8 protein-coding genes and 4 pseudogenes are annotated in these 15616 nt (G+C 37.4%); all 12 read left to right on the forward strand.

The annotated features are described in order from the left end of the window. The first annotated feature begins 420 nt into the window (after positions 1 to 420). A pseudogene (locus ABH959_RS28530) lies at positions 421 to 971 on the forward strand (hypothetical protein). Positions 972 to 1094: 123 nt separating this feature from the next. Further along, positions 1095 to 1277, forward strand: a pseudogene (locus tag ABH959_RS28535) (LPD1 domain-containing protein); the annotation flags it as partial. Continuing rightward, complete coding sequence (locus ABH959_RS28540) at positions 1267 to 2580, forward strand: DUF3854 domain-containing protein (RefSeq protein ID WP_404481547.1); 1314 nt, start codon at positions 1267 to 1269, stop codon at positions 2578 to 2580. The pseudogene ABH959_RS28535 and the gene ABH959_RS28540, both read left to right, overlap by 11 nt. A gap of 58 nt (positions 2581 to 2638) precedes the next feature. Beyond that, positions 2639 to 2800: a hypothetical protein gene (locus ABH959_RS28545; RefSeq protein WP_340853115.1), complete on the forward strand. Its 162-nt coding sequence runs from the start codon at positions 2639 to 2641 to the stop codon at positions 2798 to 2800. A gap of 110 nt (positions 2801 to 2910) precedes the next feature. Next, a complete protein-coding gene (locus ABH959_RS28550) occupies positions 2911 to 3783 on the forward strand; it encodes an Rpn family recombination-promoting nuclease/putative transposase (protein WP_340853113.1) in 873 nt (290 codons plus the stop codon). A gap of 323 nt (positions 3784 to 4106) precedes the next feature. Then, a pseudogene (locus tag ABH959_RS28555) lies at positions 4107 to 4733 on the forward strand (S-layer homology domain-containing protein); the annotation flags it as partial. Between the two features lie 1356 nt (positions 4734 to 6089). Beyond that, the gene (locus ABH959_RS28560) at positions 6090 to 6506 is read left to right on the forward strand and encodes a hypothetical protein (RefSeq protein ID WP_002169754.1); all 417 of its coding nucleotides are present in this window, start codon (positions 6090 to 6092) and stop codon (positions 6504 to 6506) included. A gap of 66 nt (positions 6507 to 6572) precedes the next feature. Continuing rightward, on the forward strand, positions 6573 to 6923 hold the full coding sequence (locus tag ABH959_RS28565) for a PrgI family protein (RefSeq protein ID WP_098342207.1): 351 nt from the start codon (positions 6573 to 6575) through the stop codon (positions 6921 to 6923). Next, positions 6924 to 7838, forward strand: a complete 915-nt coding sequence (locus tag ABH959_RS28570; RefSeq protein ID WP_098342208.1) for a hypothetical protein — start codon at positions 6924 to 6926, stop codon at positions 7836 to 7838. 2 nt (positions 7839 to 7840) lie between these two features. Next, positions 7841 to 9940 carry a VirB4 family type IV secretion system protein gene (locus ABH959_RS28575; protein WP_215586299.1) on the forward strand — a complete coding sequence of 700 codons (2100 nt, stop codon included), beginning with the start codon at positions 7841 to 7843 and terminating at the stop codon, positions 9938 to 9940. A gap of 30 nt (positions 9941 to 9970) precedes the next feature. Beyond that, complete coding sequence (locus ABH959_RS28580) at positions 9971 to 14005, forward strand: TrbL/VirB6 family protein (protein ID WP_404493488.1); 4035 nt, start codon at positions 9971 to 9973, stop codon at positions 14003 to 14005. Then, positions 14002 to 15135: pseudogene (locus tag ABH959_RS28585) on the forward strand (lysozyme family protein); the annotation flags it as partial. The gene ABH959_RS28580 and the pseudogene ABH959_RS28585, both read left to right, overlap by 4 nt. Positions 15136 to 15616 lie beyond the last annotated feature (481 nt).

Below are 15616 nucleotides of genomic sequence, written 5' to 3' on the forward strand. Positions count from 1 at the left end.
GCCTTATTTTTATATACAGGCCTTTTTTGAATGACGAATGAGATACGACTCAATATCTCGCGTAGGATACTTTTATTATACATTATTTCAATGGAAATAAAAGGAATAATCAGAATATTTAAAGAGGCATAAAATTGTTGAAATACTGGTATGAATTTATTATTATAAAACTATATTTATTGTTTAATTGATTCCGTTTATTCCCACACCTTATGTGTTGTGGTTGAGTTGTAGAAGCAAGTTGCGTCTTGTTTCAATTTTGAAAGGGCTTCTTTGAGCCGATTAGTGTATATATAGCTTATTTTGCTATGCACATTATTAATCGACTTGAAGAAGCCCTTTTTGTGTTGTTTTCAAGTCTGTTTGATTGGTAAAACCCATTATCACAGTGGGCAAAATTATTATTTAGGGGGATTTATAATGAATACGAGTTTTGAAGTATCTATATTTTGTTCTGCACATCCGGATGATTTTATTCCGAGTTTACGAGCATTGCGATTGAGAGTTACAAAAGGAGGAGCTTTTTGGGAACGGGATTGTTATCAGTTTTCAATTAAACCATCAAACTTGTCACAGTAAGTAGCAAAACAAGCAGGGGAAATCTATTTGTATCATGTTCATTTTAATGGATGTGTACGAGATTTCCTTTTTTGTTGGAAAGATGTTTTAGAGGGACAAGTTTTCGCTTTACTGCAATCCGTGGTTTTTTAGATGTAGAAGGGTATTCACTTAAGAAGTGGAAGCCGATTTTACGAAGCCATCATGTAAAGTTTTCAGATGAAGATTGTATTTTCAAGAAAGATGATCTTACAATTCTTGTTCATCATCATGGAGGATTAGAAGTGGCAAAGCGTGCGGAGAAGGGAGAACAATTAAGAAAAGTAAACTTCCTACAGGTAGATAGTTGGTTGCAAGCACTTAATCCGACAAAAGAGGACTTATTCTCTTTAACGGGTGTTAGTGTATCGTAATGAGTGATTTACAGAACCATATGAAAGTGTACAGACAGAGGGAATGACAGAAATCCGTAGTGAAAAATGACTATGAATTTCTGTCCTTTTATTTTATTGGGGAGAGTTTAAGATTTGAGATGTGTGAAATCGACTTTGTTAGATCAAGAACATAGAAGCGATTATTTAGTTTGCGATACATATTCTTTTGTATAAACGTTAGAAGTACAAGGGTAATATCTAAATAGAAGTATAAAGAGTTTAATGGAAGTGATAGTTCCATATATAATAAACAGTATACAAGGAGTTGGGAGACATGAATTATAACATTCAAAGAGGTCAATTTCGTTTAACAAGTGCGTATCCAAGAGGTAGCTGGTGGGAGTTTTATCGTGTTCCTTGTCCAATTTGTCATGATACAGGCAATTGTATGCTGCATGTTTCGCAAGAGAAAGTAGCATGTACCCGTGTAGAAAGCAAATGGGTCTATGGGAAAAATACGAGCAATCCAAGCTACATTCATTACATAAATGGAAAAGATAAGTATCAATTGCCTGAAGTGGATGAAGTTCAGGTTCATGATAAGAAAAGCAATGAGAAATTAGATGTGTTTAATCGTAAGTTAATTGATTTTATACCATTGCAAGATAATCATCATGCACATTTATTAAGAGATAGAAAAATGAACGAGGAACAAATACAAGTACGTCAATATCGTTCCTTCTTAAAACAACAAATTGTGTTAGAAGAGGATAATACGTATACAACCGTTTGGGAGCAGTTATTCAAACAGATTGGGAAGAAAGATTGTTGGCAGGGCGTGCCAGGCTTTTATGAAATGAAAAAAGGTACACTTTCGCTTCGTTTAATGGCAGGCTCCCCTGGTATATTGATTCCTTTTCGAAACCAGTATAATCAAATTGTTGGATGGCAGGTTCGTGTGGATGAAGTGAAAAACTCAGTTCATGTGAAATCTGCACCTACTGGAGTTCAAGCGGAATTAATTGAACAACCTAATGTTGTAAAGGTAACTAAGAATGGTGATTGTATCTTTGAAGGCGAACTAGAAGTGAGCAAAAAAGTAGAAATTTCATTTCAAGAGGGAAGAATTGTTGTAAAGATTCATAAAGGTCAAAAGTACTTGTGGCTCTCATCAGCAAATAAAAATCATGGAACTGGTGCAGGTGGTAGTGAACATCCACTTCCTGTACATGTAGCGGTACCAAGCTCTCACTTGAAACATTGGAATTCGGGTACATTACATCAAACAAAATCAGTAATGATTACAGAAGGTCCTATGAAAGCTGATTTGGTTGCTGATTTAATTCCTCAAAGGCTGAACAAAGAGGAGATATCTAAAGTAGGGACAACAGTACTTGCAATTCCAGGTGTAAATGCATGGCGAATTGCTATGCCTGTATTAAAAGACATGAGTGTAGAGAATGTGTATTTAGCATTTGACGCAGATTTAGTAGAGAACGAGAAAGTAAGAGCGGCCTTAATTGCTTTTGCGACAGAATTAAAGAAAGAGGGCTATAATGTGACGATTGCTGCATGGAATCCAGCACAAGGAAAAGGTTTGGATGATGCTATGCAAGCATTTTTCAAGCCAGTTTTCCGCACAATATAATAAATCGTAAAATTTCAGCTAGGGGATTTTATATAAAAGAAAGGTGTGTATTAAGTACATGAATCTTATGCAACAATTAATGGACGTAGACAAAAAAGCTAGGGAACAAGAAAGAATAGAACTAATTCATAGATTTTATAATGAAGGCGTTTCTATTACGACGATTGCAAATGCGACAAATATGTGCGAAGAGGATATTTCATATATATTAAACAGCTAGTAGCCATATTTGGTGAGGTAAATAGAAGGGAAAAAAGATAGAATTGTAATTCTATCTTTTTTTATGCCTTTAAATAAAAATTTTTAAAAGTAGAAGGATAGAGGGAAAATATGAGTGCATATGTAAAAAAGAAACTAGTAAATTTACGAATTGACTTTGCTTTTAAGCGTCTATTTGGGGTAGAAGGAAACGAAGACATATTAATTGGTTTTCTAAATGCGGTATTACAATCATCTATCAATGAAGAAATCACTTCTTTACACTTAGATGATCCGCATCTTCCAAGAGAGCAAAAGGATGATAAATTGTCTATTTTAGATTTGCGAGCTACACTAAATAGTGGTATAAAAATTAATATAGAGATTCAAGTTCGAGACAAAAAAGATATGATAGAGCGCTCTTTGTTCTACTGGTCAGGTATGTATTATTCCCAAATGACTCAAGGGATGAAGTACACAGAATTAAGACCAACAATTTGTATTAATATAGTGGATTTCATTTTGTTTCCAGAAGAGCAGGAATTTCATAATGTTAATACGGTGATGAACAGAAAATCCAAGCGTATCATTACCGAAAATATGCAGTTGCATTTTCTTGAAATTCCAAAAGTAATTCAAGAATGGCAAGAAGAACGAATGAATCCATGGGAAGATTCTTTAGCGCGTTGGTTATTATTATTTCCTGCGCATGAGGATGAGAGTTTAACTACAATCCTGGAGGCGATAGCAATGGAAAAAGATCCAGTTTTGAAAAAGGCGATAGAGGATTGGGAGCGTTTAAGTAGCGATAAGGATTTTTTACGCTTATATGAGGCGAGAGAGAAGGCAATAAAAGATCGAATATCTGAAATAGAAACGGCAGAAGAAAAAGGTAAAAAGCAACTAATTAAAAACTTGATAAAAGTAGGATTACCTATAGAGAAGGTAGCGGAAGCTGCTGAATTAAGTGTAGAAGAGGTTAATGAAATTTTAAAAAATAAATAGGTGAAAGTGAGAAAAACAGGTAATTGCGTCAGTTCACATGCAATTGCCTGTTTTTTTATTTTTTTCCATTGTAATTATTATTTCGAATAGAATTTTAGCGTATAGACCTTTATTATAATCTATCTTTTAAAAAAATTTAAAAGATAGAAAAAAGGAATATATTGCATGTTATAATTATGGAATTAAAATATAAAGATATAGATTTACATTGAACTTCTGTAATGAGTCTAGCACATTAGTTTAGATGAAGTAGTGAGTGTACTCAAGTATTATATTGAGGGGAAATAATCATATAAACGTAATTTGAATGAAGGAGATAATTTATGAAACTTAAACAGACGGTATTAGCAGGCAGTATTATGTTAGCAACAACATTAACACCAATGATAGATGCGCAGGCAGAAGGCAAAAAGTTTAATGATGTTCCACAAGGCCATTGGTCCTTTAATGCTATTACAGATTTAGCAAATAAAAATATTATTGCAGGTTATGGAAATGGTATGTTTGGTTTTGGTGATAACATAACTCGTGGTCAAGTAGCTAGAATGATTTATGCATACTTGAAACCTGCAGATGACCCTAATATTAAAAATCCGTTTACTGATGTCAAAGGGCATATGTTTGAAAAAGAAATCTTAACTCTTACTAAAGTTGGTATTATGAGTGGCTATGGTGATGGGAAATTTGGACCTGATAATATCTTAACACGTGAGCAGTTAGCTGCTGTGTTAACAAAAGCCTTTAATTTAAAAGCGACAGCAACTACTACATTTAAAGATGTGGAAAAAAACTATTGGGCTACGAATGCTATCAGTGCATTACAAGAAAATAAAATTGCTGCTGGTACAGGAAATAATATGTTTGAGCCAAAGCAGGTTGTAACACGTGAGCAATATGCGCAATTTTTATACAATGCAATTAATATGAAAGAGAAACCAACAACAGAACCAGAGAAAGAGAATAATGGTGGTACGACAACAGAACCGGAAAAACCAGAGAAAGAGAATAACGGTGGTACGACAACGGAGCCGGAGAATCCTGGTAAAGATAATGATAATGATAATGGGACAACTAATCAAGAAGATAAAGCACCACCTACATTAAATAAAGTAGAAGTAGGTAAAAAGACATACCAAGCGGGAGAAAGTGTACAAGTAAGTGTAGAAGCTGAAGATGACGTTTCTGGTGTCCAATATGTGTTCATAGATATAAAAGGCCCTGGAGGAGAAGAAAAGAGAGAGACAGCAAATTATGATTCTCAAACTAAAAGATGGGTTGCAAATATTCCACTAAGCTCATATGCACAGCCTGGAGAATATATAGTAAGTACAGTAGTTATGTATGATAATGCTGATCATCCTGTGGTATATAGGGGTGGTAGAGATTTTAACGCGAATTTCAATGTTGAAAATGATTTAGGATCGGACCAACAACCACCTACATTAAATAAAGTAGAAGTAGGTAAAAAAACATACAAAGCAGGGGAAAGTGTACAAGTAAGTGTAGAAGCTGAAGATGATGTTTCTGGTGTCAAATATGTGTTCATAGATATAAAAGGCCCTGGAGGAGAAGAAAAGAGCGAGTCAGCTAATTATGACTCTCGAACTAAAAGATGGGTTGCAAATATTTCACTAAGTTCCTATGCACAGCCTGGAGAATATATAGTAAGTACAGTAGTTATGTATGATAATGCTGATCATCCTGTGGTATATAGGGGTGGTAGAGATTTTAACGCGAATTTCAATGTTGAAAATGATTTAGGATCGGACCAACAACCACCTACATTAAATAAAGTAGAAGTAGGTAAAAAAACATACAAAGCAGGGGAAAGTGTACAAGTAAGTGTAGAAGCTGAAGATGATGTTTCTGGTGTCAAATATGTGTTCATAGATATAAAAGGCCCTGGAGGAGAAGAAAAGAGAGAGACAGCTAATTATGATTCTCAAACTAAAAAGTGGGTTGCAAATATTCCGCTAAGCTCCTATGCACAGTCTGGAGAATATATAGTAAGTACAGTAGTTATGTATGATAATGCTGATCATCCTGTGGTATATAGGGGTGATAGAGACTTTAACGTGAATTTCAATGTTACTGCAAATTAATTCGTGGATTTTAAAATGTTAAACTTTGGTAATGTCGCATAATAAAAGCAAGATGGCAGAAGAAATGTCTATCTTGCTTTTATTTTTGTTAAATATGTAAAGAAAGTCTTGTTTTTTAAAAATCGCATTGCTATAATATAAACGTAATAGGATTTAACAATAAAATAAAAATTAATCAGTTCGCATATAAGAGAAGACCTCAATATGCGCCATGTCCTTAGGGGACGTGTGCGTGTATTGGGGTCTTTTTGCGTTTTGCGAGCAAAAACACCCGGAGGTGCAGGAATTATGTTGAATTGGTTGTCTGCAAAACTTATGACAACATCAGTAGGAGATTTCTTACTGGCAAAAAGTAGTTTTACGAGTGGTATTGGAAAAGGTAGCGGTGCGAATGCCCAAACCGTTCAAAATAGCATGAATACCCTTGTAAAAACATTGATTGGTTTTGGTGGTATTTGGGTAGTTGCTTGTGTTGTATTCGCAAGTATTAAACTATCAGGTGCACAAGGGAAAAACCCGGAAAACCGTACACAAGCTATGCTTGGTTTGGCTTGTGCGGCAATTGGAGGCTTTATCATGATCAAAGCGTACGACATCGCTTCTTGGGTTACAACAATCTAACATAAGAGTTTGTACAAGCTCTCCTCTATTTGGGGAGAGCTTCTCTTATACAAAGGAGGAAACAGAATGAGAAAAGTAACTGTTCCTGTTGATATGACTTCGGAACAAAAAACACTGTTAGGTGTGCTGAGCAAACGCCAATTGATTTATCTATTAGGTGGCGGGGCATCCCTTTATTTATATGTACCATTCTTTTGGCGGCTATTTGCACCTATTGATGCGGTGGTAGCATTTTTTATTTGCTTAATTTTAGCAATACCAACGGTAGTAGGTGTAATAGCGTTTGCGTTTATTTATAAAGAAAAACAACACATGTATCTAGATAAGTTTTTACTTATCAAAATGCGTAGCCGTTCTGAAAAAGGGAAATGGAGAAAAGGATACGAGACAACTACATGGGCAAAGGAGAATTTATAAATGTTAGAAATGATATATTTTGCGGCGATAGCCATTGTAGGATTTTTCTTTTATCGGAAAATGAACGGGAAACCGCTGTTTGGGTCTAAAAAAAAGGGGAAAAACCAGGGCGGGATAGAGAAACACATTGCTGAAAAAGGCGGAAAGAAAAATAAAAAGAATATGCCTCTTGAATCAGAAGTTGATGAGGATAATGTTGATTTCTTTAGCGCTTTTGTAGAAGACATTAAGGAAATTGACAATCATATGATTCGGTATCATGATGACACATTTGTCCTAATCGCGGAAGCGCATCCAGTAAACTATTACTTACTTTCCAACATGGAACAAGAAGCAATTGATATCAAAATTGAATCATGGTTAACAACATTAGAGTTTAATACAAAAGTATATATCCAAAGTAAATTTGTAGATTTAACAGATCCTGTACGAAAAATGACAGAAACGATGAAAGGTGCGAAGGACCTTACACCAGAGACAGTACTATATGGTCAAGAAGTTATCGATAACTTAGAGTACTGGCAACGTTCGCAGCCTCGATATGAGCAAAAGCGTTATTTAATTTACCCATACAAGGTTGATATTAGTACGATTACAGCTGATACAGAGGAAGAATTGGAAGAAAAGATTGTAGATAAAGCGTTTAATGAATTATATCGTCGTTATAATGCTTCGCGAAATTTATTATCAAAAGCAAAAATTAATGTAGAAATGTTAACGAAAGATAAATTGATAGAACTCTTATACGTAGCGTTTAATCGTCGTAAAGCTGTGAAAGCACGTTTCCAAGATTTAATTGAAAATGAAAACTTCTCTCTGTATTCAACAGGTGAAACAAATGAGAGAAAACTAGAGTTAATAAAGAAAGTTCTAGCAGAAGAAAAAGCTGAAAAATCAAATAATGGGGTGGCGTAAATATGAAGTTGTTTGGAAAGAAGAAAAAAGAAAAAAAGAAATTAGAAGCAGAAGAGAAGGATGAATTGGAACTAGAGGAGGAAGAGCAGGAGCAAGAAGAGGTACCCACTCAATTAGATAATCAAACAACCGTGTTTGATGTCATTGCCCCAGAAGGCATGAAAATTGATGCAGAAGACTATGGGGTGATTAAGCAGTCTTTAGGAAGTAATACCTTCTTCCGTCCGTTTTATATTCCACGTGATGGATACCCTCGTATGATGCAAACCAATTGGTTGAACATGTTAACTTCAGCTGGGGAAGTCGATGTCATGATTGATATTCATAAAGAGCCAAAAGCGAAAGCGATGCGATCGTTAGATATGCAGCTAACGATGTTACGTTCAAACCTTTCTTTCCAACGCACACGAGGAAACATTGACCAAGAAAAAGACTTAGATGCAAAAATTCAAGATACAAACAATTTAATGGATGAAATTCAATTTAATGAGAATGACTCCTATATGGTGAGTACGATGGCTGTTGCGTATGCAGAATCAAAGAAAGAATTAGACGTTTTATGTGAGTATCTTGAGGATGAAATGCAAGCATCACACTTTAAGATAGCAAGTACTTGGAATCGTGTGAAAAGTGGTTTGAAAGCGGTTATGCCACTAGGTGCACCAAACACTTTACAAGATACATATCGAAATATCGATAGACGAGCCTTATGTACATTTGCACCGTTTGTGTCAGGATCCGGAAGATTTAATGGTGGTATACCAATAGGAAAGAACAAAATTACTGGGCAAATAGAATTTTTAAATTCGTTCGGGAATGCAGAGTATCGCCCACCAAATTATAACATTGGTGTGACGGGGATCTCAGGTTCCGGGAAAAGTTTACTTTTAAAGATGAAGTTAGCTCGTGAAACGTCACTTGCAGATACACATGCAATGATTATCGATCCAGAGGGAGAATTCGTAAAAATTACAAAACGTCTAGGCGGTATTAACTTAAACATTTCACCAGAAAGTAATATCATTATTAACCCTTGTGCAATCGCGGTAACAGAACTTCAGATTACAGATAAAGATGAGGAATTAGAAGCAATTGAACAATATGATAAGAAAGAACTCATAGAACGTGATGGAGTGAAGTATGTAAGATTCGTACCAATTTTAGAGAAAATTAATGAAATACTAGGATTCTTTGACATTATTATTCGCGGACAAGATTTTGATCAACCAGGATTAAATGTATTCCAACGTACGATGCTGGAAGATGCGATTCGCGAAGTGTTTGATAAACATGGTATTACTTCTCATCCTTCATCTTTATATACAGATGAAGTGAAAAAAGTGGATGGACAATTAATTCAATCTCAAGTGAGAAAGCCAGAGCCAGAGTTAAAAGAAATCTACGATGTATTAGTAGAACATCATGGAGAAGATGTGAAAGCAGAAGAGTTAATTGCGGCAATTCGTCCATTCCTACGTGATGGTTCAAAACCATTATTTGATGGGCAAAGTCATTTTGGACGTGGCGTGGAAACGCAGTTAAATGAGTCACGTGTTGTTAACTTCAACATTAGTCATTTAGAGGAAGGGTTTTTAAAACCAATCGCCTTCCACGTTATTTTGAACTATATTTGGGAGCATTGGATTAAGAGTCCAGAACACGCTATCAAACGAAAAGTTTTATATGTGGATGAGATGTGGCAGTTTATCGACTATGAACAAACAGTTAACTTCTTAGAAAAAGTAGCACGCCGCTCTCGTAAGAGAAATGCAGGTATGTGCTGGGCAAGTCAGGACTTTGTTCGTATTTTAGAAAATGTAAAAGCGCGCGGTATCTTGCAATCCACTTTCTCTTATTTCTTCTTAGAACAAAATAAGATCGATAAGAAAAAGATTCAAGAGAACTTTAACTTAACTGCTGGGGAGCTTGATATTATTCTCAACAACCCAGGAAAAGGAGAAGGAATCTTCCGTGTAGGAGATAGTTCGGTTTGGATTCAAACAGATCCATCAGACAAAGAAATGATGTTCATTGAATCGAATGAAGCAGTACTACAAGAGCTTTTAAATAATATGAAGCAAGTACAAGGGTACGCAGGGTAATAGCGTACCTTTGAAAAGGAAGGTGAAATTATGCTAGAGAAAATAGTAGAGTGGGTCGGTGGCCTAATTATTGTTTTAGTGAAGGCTTTTCTTGGTCCGGTTTATGCGACTTTGGATCCTCTTCCAGTCTTAGTGTTTGGGGGAAATGGGACAGAAGGAAAAGGGACAAATTTAGATTTCTTATTTTCTGGAGATTCTCTAACCAAAGTATTAGACACAGGTATGCCTGTCATGTTTAAGTTTGTTGCTTTTTGTGTCCTCATCAGTGTAGTGGTTACGGCAGCAAAATATTCAGCGACAGCTATTAATCCGAATAATCGAACGGCATTAATAGAGTATGCGAAAGATTTAATGATTATCTCGATTTGTCTTTGGCATTTTGATTACTTCTATACTCTTATATTTGATATCAATTCGTGGGTAATAGTAGAGTTCAGAGACGCTATCAATGGAGTAAGTGGTGGGAATTTTGACCCGGATAAGGGTACTAAATTTCTACAGCCTGGATTTGGTGGGGCTGGACTTACAATTACTGAGCTGAGTCTGAAAGGTCATGAAGATGACTATATGTTTATTATATTTGGTTTGTTTATAGAAGCTGGTCTCATCGTCTGGGCAAACTTTTACTATTTAATGCGTGCGGTGTCACTATATGTCTTAATGTTAATGGGTCCTTTAATGGTAGGTATGTGGCTATTCCCACAAAAGAAACAACAGACATTATATTGGATACGTGAATTTATGGGGGCAGTGTTCATACAAGCGATTCATGCAATTACTTTATGGCTCATTATTTCTTTAATTGGAGCAGCAAATAGTCCGTTACTCAAATTAATGTTACTAGCTATGTTTATCCCAATAGGTGAGATTGTGAAAAGTTTTATTGGTCTTAGTACCAATGCATCAGGTGGTATTCATAAAGCGGGTACGATGATGGGTATGGGGGCCTTAGCAAGTGTGGCTGGGCTGGTTAAAGGTGTTCGTGATGACTACCGTAATTCGAAAGCGAAACCTAATGATAAAGGGAATAAAGAAGAGACAAAAGAAGATGCTGACAATCCCAAAAATGCATTGGGAGCGAATTTAGGAACAGATATTGGTACAACATCTCGTGCAGCTCGTATGTTAAAAGCAGGGCAAATTGGAAGTTCAATTGGTAAAGCGGCAACGGGACTTGCGGGTATGGCCGCAGGAGCAGGGCTTGGACCAGAAGGAATGGCAATAGGGACAATGGTCGGTAGTAAAGCGGGTGAAATTACTGGTGCGGTTGCAGGAAGAACTGCTGGTGCAGTAGGCGAAGGAGCTGTAGCGTTAGGGAAACATATTGGTTCAAGTGTGAAGAAGGGTGCGGACACGTATTCAAATTTAAATGGAGAATCCTATCCAGAATTAACCGATGAAGATATTGCACAGGATTTAGCTACAAAAGATTTTGAATCTTGGAAAGCAGATAATCCTGATTCAGCAGTTACGAGTCGATTAAAACAAGCATTTCCTGGTGCTTCCGATGCAGAAATTGCTAAGAAAGTAGCGAAAACCAATAGTGATCAAATGTCTCACTTTAAAAATCAGCGTAAACAAGATTTTCAGAATATGAAGAAAAACGCTACACCATATGGAAACGCTAAAGATTTAGTAAATGCAGCAACAAATGCATTCCAAAAAGGATATGAGGCAGACCATAAAGATACGTTTATGAGTCAACTGCCAGAAGGTATGCCAGCTGAAGAGAAAGAGCAAAAATGGAGTGACCATTTAGACTCAAAAGTACAAGGATTTAGAAATCATGCAGAACAGGCGGCAACAAAAGCTGGAGCAATGCCAGTTGATGCAAAAGATAAGCAAGGAAATAACTTGTTTGATAAGTCCTATGTGAATAAAGATGCTTTTGCTTCTCAACTTGCATTAGGAAAAGTCGGAAAAGCAGTTGAGGATGTAAAAGGAGAAACGTTAGAGAGTGGCCATCAAAACATGGGACAGGTTGGTGCTCTTGTCGGTGCTTCAACCGCTGCGTTTAAGAAAGCATATAGTGCAGATCATAAGGCTGGTTTTATCAAGCAATTGCCTGCGGATTTACCACAACAAGAAAAAGAAGCGGAATGGAACAAGCATTTAGGCCATACAGTACAAGGGTTCGAAAATCATGCACAAAGAGCTGCGGAGCAAGCAGGTATTGTTCAGCAAAAAGATGGAACAAAATTTGCGAATAAGGAAGCATTCGCTTCTCAGTTATCACAACAGTTACAAAAAAATCCAAACTTAAATGCAATGGGTGTATCCAGTACTGCGGGCATTCAAAAGGCAGTCAATGGCGTGAAAACACATGGTTTGACAAGTGGATATGGAAGCCAAAATGCCAAACAAGTAAGTAATGTTGGGAACCTGGTACAAGCTTCTACGGAATCCTTTAAACAAGGGTATGCAGGAGAGAACAAGGCAAACTTTATGAAAAACTTGTCTCCAACTATGTCTCCAAAGCAAAAAATAGAAACGTGGCAGGCACACTTGAATGAAAAAGGAAATGAATTTAAAACAGTCGCTCAGCAAGCAGCAGTACAAACTGGAGCGATGCCAGTACAAGCAAAAGATACGAGTGGTAAGAGTCTACATGCCCAGTCGTATATCAATAAGGATGCTTTTGCTTCGCAATTAACGAAAGGTTTACAGAGTCATGCAACCCTTGGGACAGTGAGCCAACAAGTAAGCTCTGGGATTACAAGTTCTATTCAAGGAGTTAGATCACACGGTGTTGCTGCAGGTGGTGCAATCAATAAAGCTGTGTATGCAGCTACACAAACGCAAGCGAGTATGGCGAGTGCAGGAAATCTTTCCGTTTCTGAAATTCAACGTTCGTATGCAGATGCGTCTGCAGGTGTAGCAAGTATTGCACAAAGTGCTGGCAAAATGTCTATCCCCACTTCAGCTGTGGGACGTATGACACAGCAAAGTAAGATGGTAGGTATAAGTATGATGGAAGGTGCCAAACACCTTGCGCATATACAGGGATTAGAAAACGTATCAAAAGCATACTTTAATGCGTCAGATACTGTTCAGCAAGCTGGTGGAAATGCAGTACAAAAAGCGATAAGTGGAAGTGCAGCCGCTGTTCATACTTCATTAGGAGGTAACGCAGCGGAACGCCATTACAATGTCACAAAAGGATTAAGCTATGCTGCTGGTGTGATTGGTGGCGCAGGTGCTTACCAAGCAGCTGCACGTACGGTAAGTAAATATAACCCGTACAATAAAGCAGTTCAAACTGAAGCAAAAGAAATTCAAGAGATTCAGAGAATGGTACCAACAACAACAGACCATACAGGAACGCAATCTGTTGCCAAAGGGGCTGTACGTTTAGTTACGACGAATAACAAGTCATGGATTGAAGCAAAAGATTCCAGTGGAATGACACAAGTTGTATCTCGTTATGGTAGTGGAGATAGTAGTATACGTTCTGGACAAATGGTATATCAAGATTTAAATATTGCAGATGGACAGCTGACGCAGTATCGAAATGGTATGAAAGCCTCCCCAGCATATATACAAGATTCAAGTGGTGGGAAAATTAGTATAAATCGCTCGATTAATACTAATCCAAATCAATTGGTAGGAAATCAAAATCCAAGACCAATACAACAGAAACCAGTGATAAGTGAACCACCACTTACTGTGAGTCATAAGGTAGACAATGGCCACTTCTATATGTCTGACTTAGATCAAGGTGGATATAAGAATGTACAAATGGTCGTAGAAAGAGACCGTAGTTATATGGTGGCTACCACAACAGAAGGTACAGTTTCACGTATCTCACCATTCGGAAAAGGAGATACACGTTTACAAACAAACCAAAGAATTGAAAGAATCTGTGAAGTAACAGATAGCAGTATTAAACCAAAAGAAGAAATTTTGGTTACACATACACAGGACGAAGTAGTACGTGCAGAGACACAACTGAATTTATCAGAACATGACCCGCAAAATCTGATTCCATTTGCACCGAACCCGCGTTTAGCACAGCGAAAAAGACGAAATGATGAGTATGGAAAGTATGGTGTGACAAGTCTATGAGTCAGAACCCAAACGATCCAAATGAACAGAAAAAAAGCAATCCCTTAAAAGATGTAGCGTCTCACTTTATCAAGAAAAAAGGGATGCAAGCTGGCGGGAAAATGGCAAAATTGGCAGGAAAAGCAGGAAGGGCGGCAGCGAAAGCTGCTGCCAAACTGCTAAAAAAGGCAACGCTTAAAATTGTAGGGTCAATATTAGCCGCGGTTGGATTACCTGCAGCTATCATTATGTCGCTGATTATTGTGGTGTGTGTCATTTTAGCATCTCTTGTACCGTTTACAAAAGATGAAAGTAAAACAGAAGAACAAGTGAAAAAGTATATGGAAGTAGCGATGGCTTTAAATGTGGATTGGAAAGAGGTTGTCGCTTTTGACATGGCGCGTTATGATAATGACCTCACCGGTAAAGATCCACATGATGCGATTTCATATTTTTTGGATATCCAATATGAAGAATATACGGAAAAAGAGGTATGTGAGGCAGGACCAAACGGTCCTTGTGAAAAAAAGAAAAAGGAGATGCAAAAAACAAAATCTGAGAGTTACTCCGGACCAGATGTAAAAAAGATTTTAGGAGATACAGATTTTAAGAAAAAAATAGATGAGATTAATGCTAGTGGTAGTAAAAAGGTGACAACCTCTTCTCATGGGCTAGAGAAAGCGATGGAACTTGCAAAATTTAGTGAGAGTCAAAAAGATCGTGCGCGTGAGATATTAGCTGCAGGGATGTTAGAGGGAATGTATGGACATCTAGCCCCAACTGGTGGATTTATCGGGGGCATGTGCGTAGGTTCTGTTAGTCCTGGTGGAGAGCCTGTTAATATCAATGAAAAAGTAACAGGTTATCTTCCCAAAATTAAAGAGATGGCAGAAAAACATGGTGTTGCTCAATATGTTGGTATTCTGGCAGCTCAAATGATGCAGGAATCAGCTGGAGCAGGAAATGACCCAATGCAAGCATCAGAGGGACATTATGGAGACTTGAGTCCATCTTGTATAGGTGTAAAAGGAAATGCTCGAATGGGGTGTATTACAGATCCGAATATTTCTATTGAAGCAGGAGTACAGGAATTTAAAGATGTGCTAGGACAAGCGAATGGTGACGTCGCTCTCGCCTTACAGTCATATAATTGTGCGACACGTTCCTAACTGAAAAGGTTAGGCGCTGATTCAATATTCAGCAGAACTATTATTTCGAGAAGTCAAATGATAGGGTAACGCCTTGAAGGGCTTCCTCTGATACTCCGACATGCAGCATACAAAAGATAAGCCTGTAGTTGTGTGAAGCTCGGTGAAGTCGGCTGAGAGCTACCGTTAAAGTATCTCGATACTACGAAAACTGTCCAGCGGTGGATGGTGTAGCCTATAGGCCGGGAGTCTAAAAAGCACTCATGGGTAGAATGGATTCAACAAAACCAACGGGTAGGCAGAATCTGACGAATCTTCGAATGTACGGGTCTAGAACGATGACACATAGAAATGTGTGTGCCACGAGCGTGGTGCTGATGTGGATGAGTAAAAATAGTTGTTATGAAAGTCCATATGTCGTTATAGGCGACATCAAGTCAGTAGGCTTAAAGGAGAACCCTAAAAGTGTTATGCATAGATAGAA

It is taken from the genome of Bacillus sp. RC51 (assembly GCF_044908115.1).
In the GTDB taxonomy this organism is placed as follows: Bacteria; Bacillota; Bacilli; order Bacillales; family Bacillaceae_G; genus Bacillus_A; species Bacillus_A mycoides.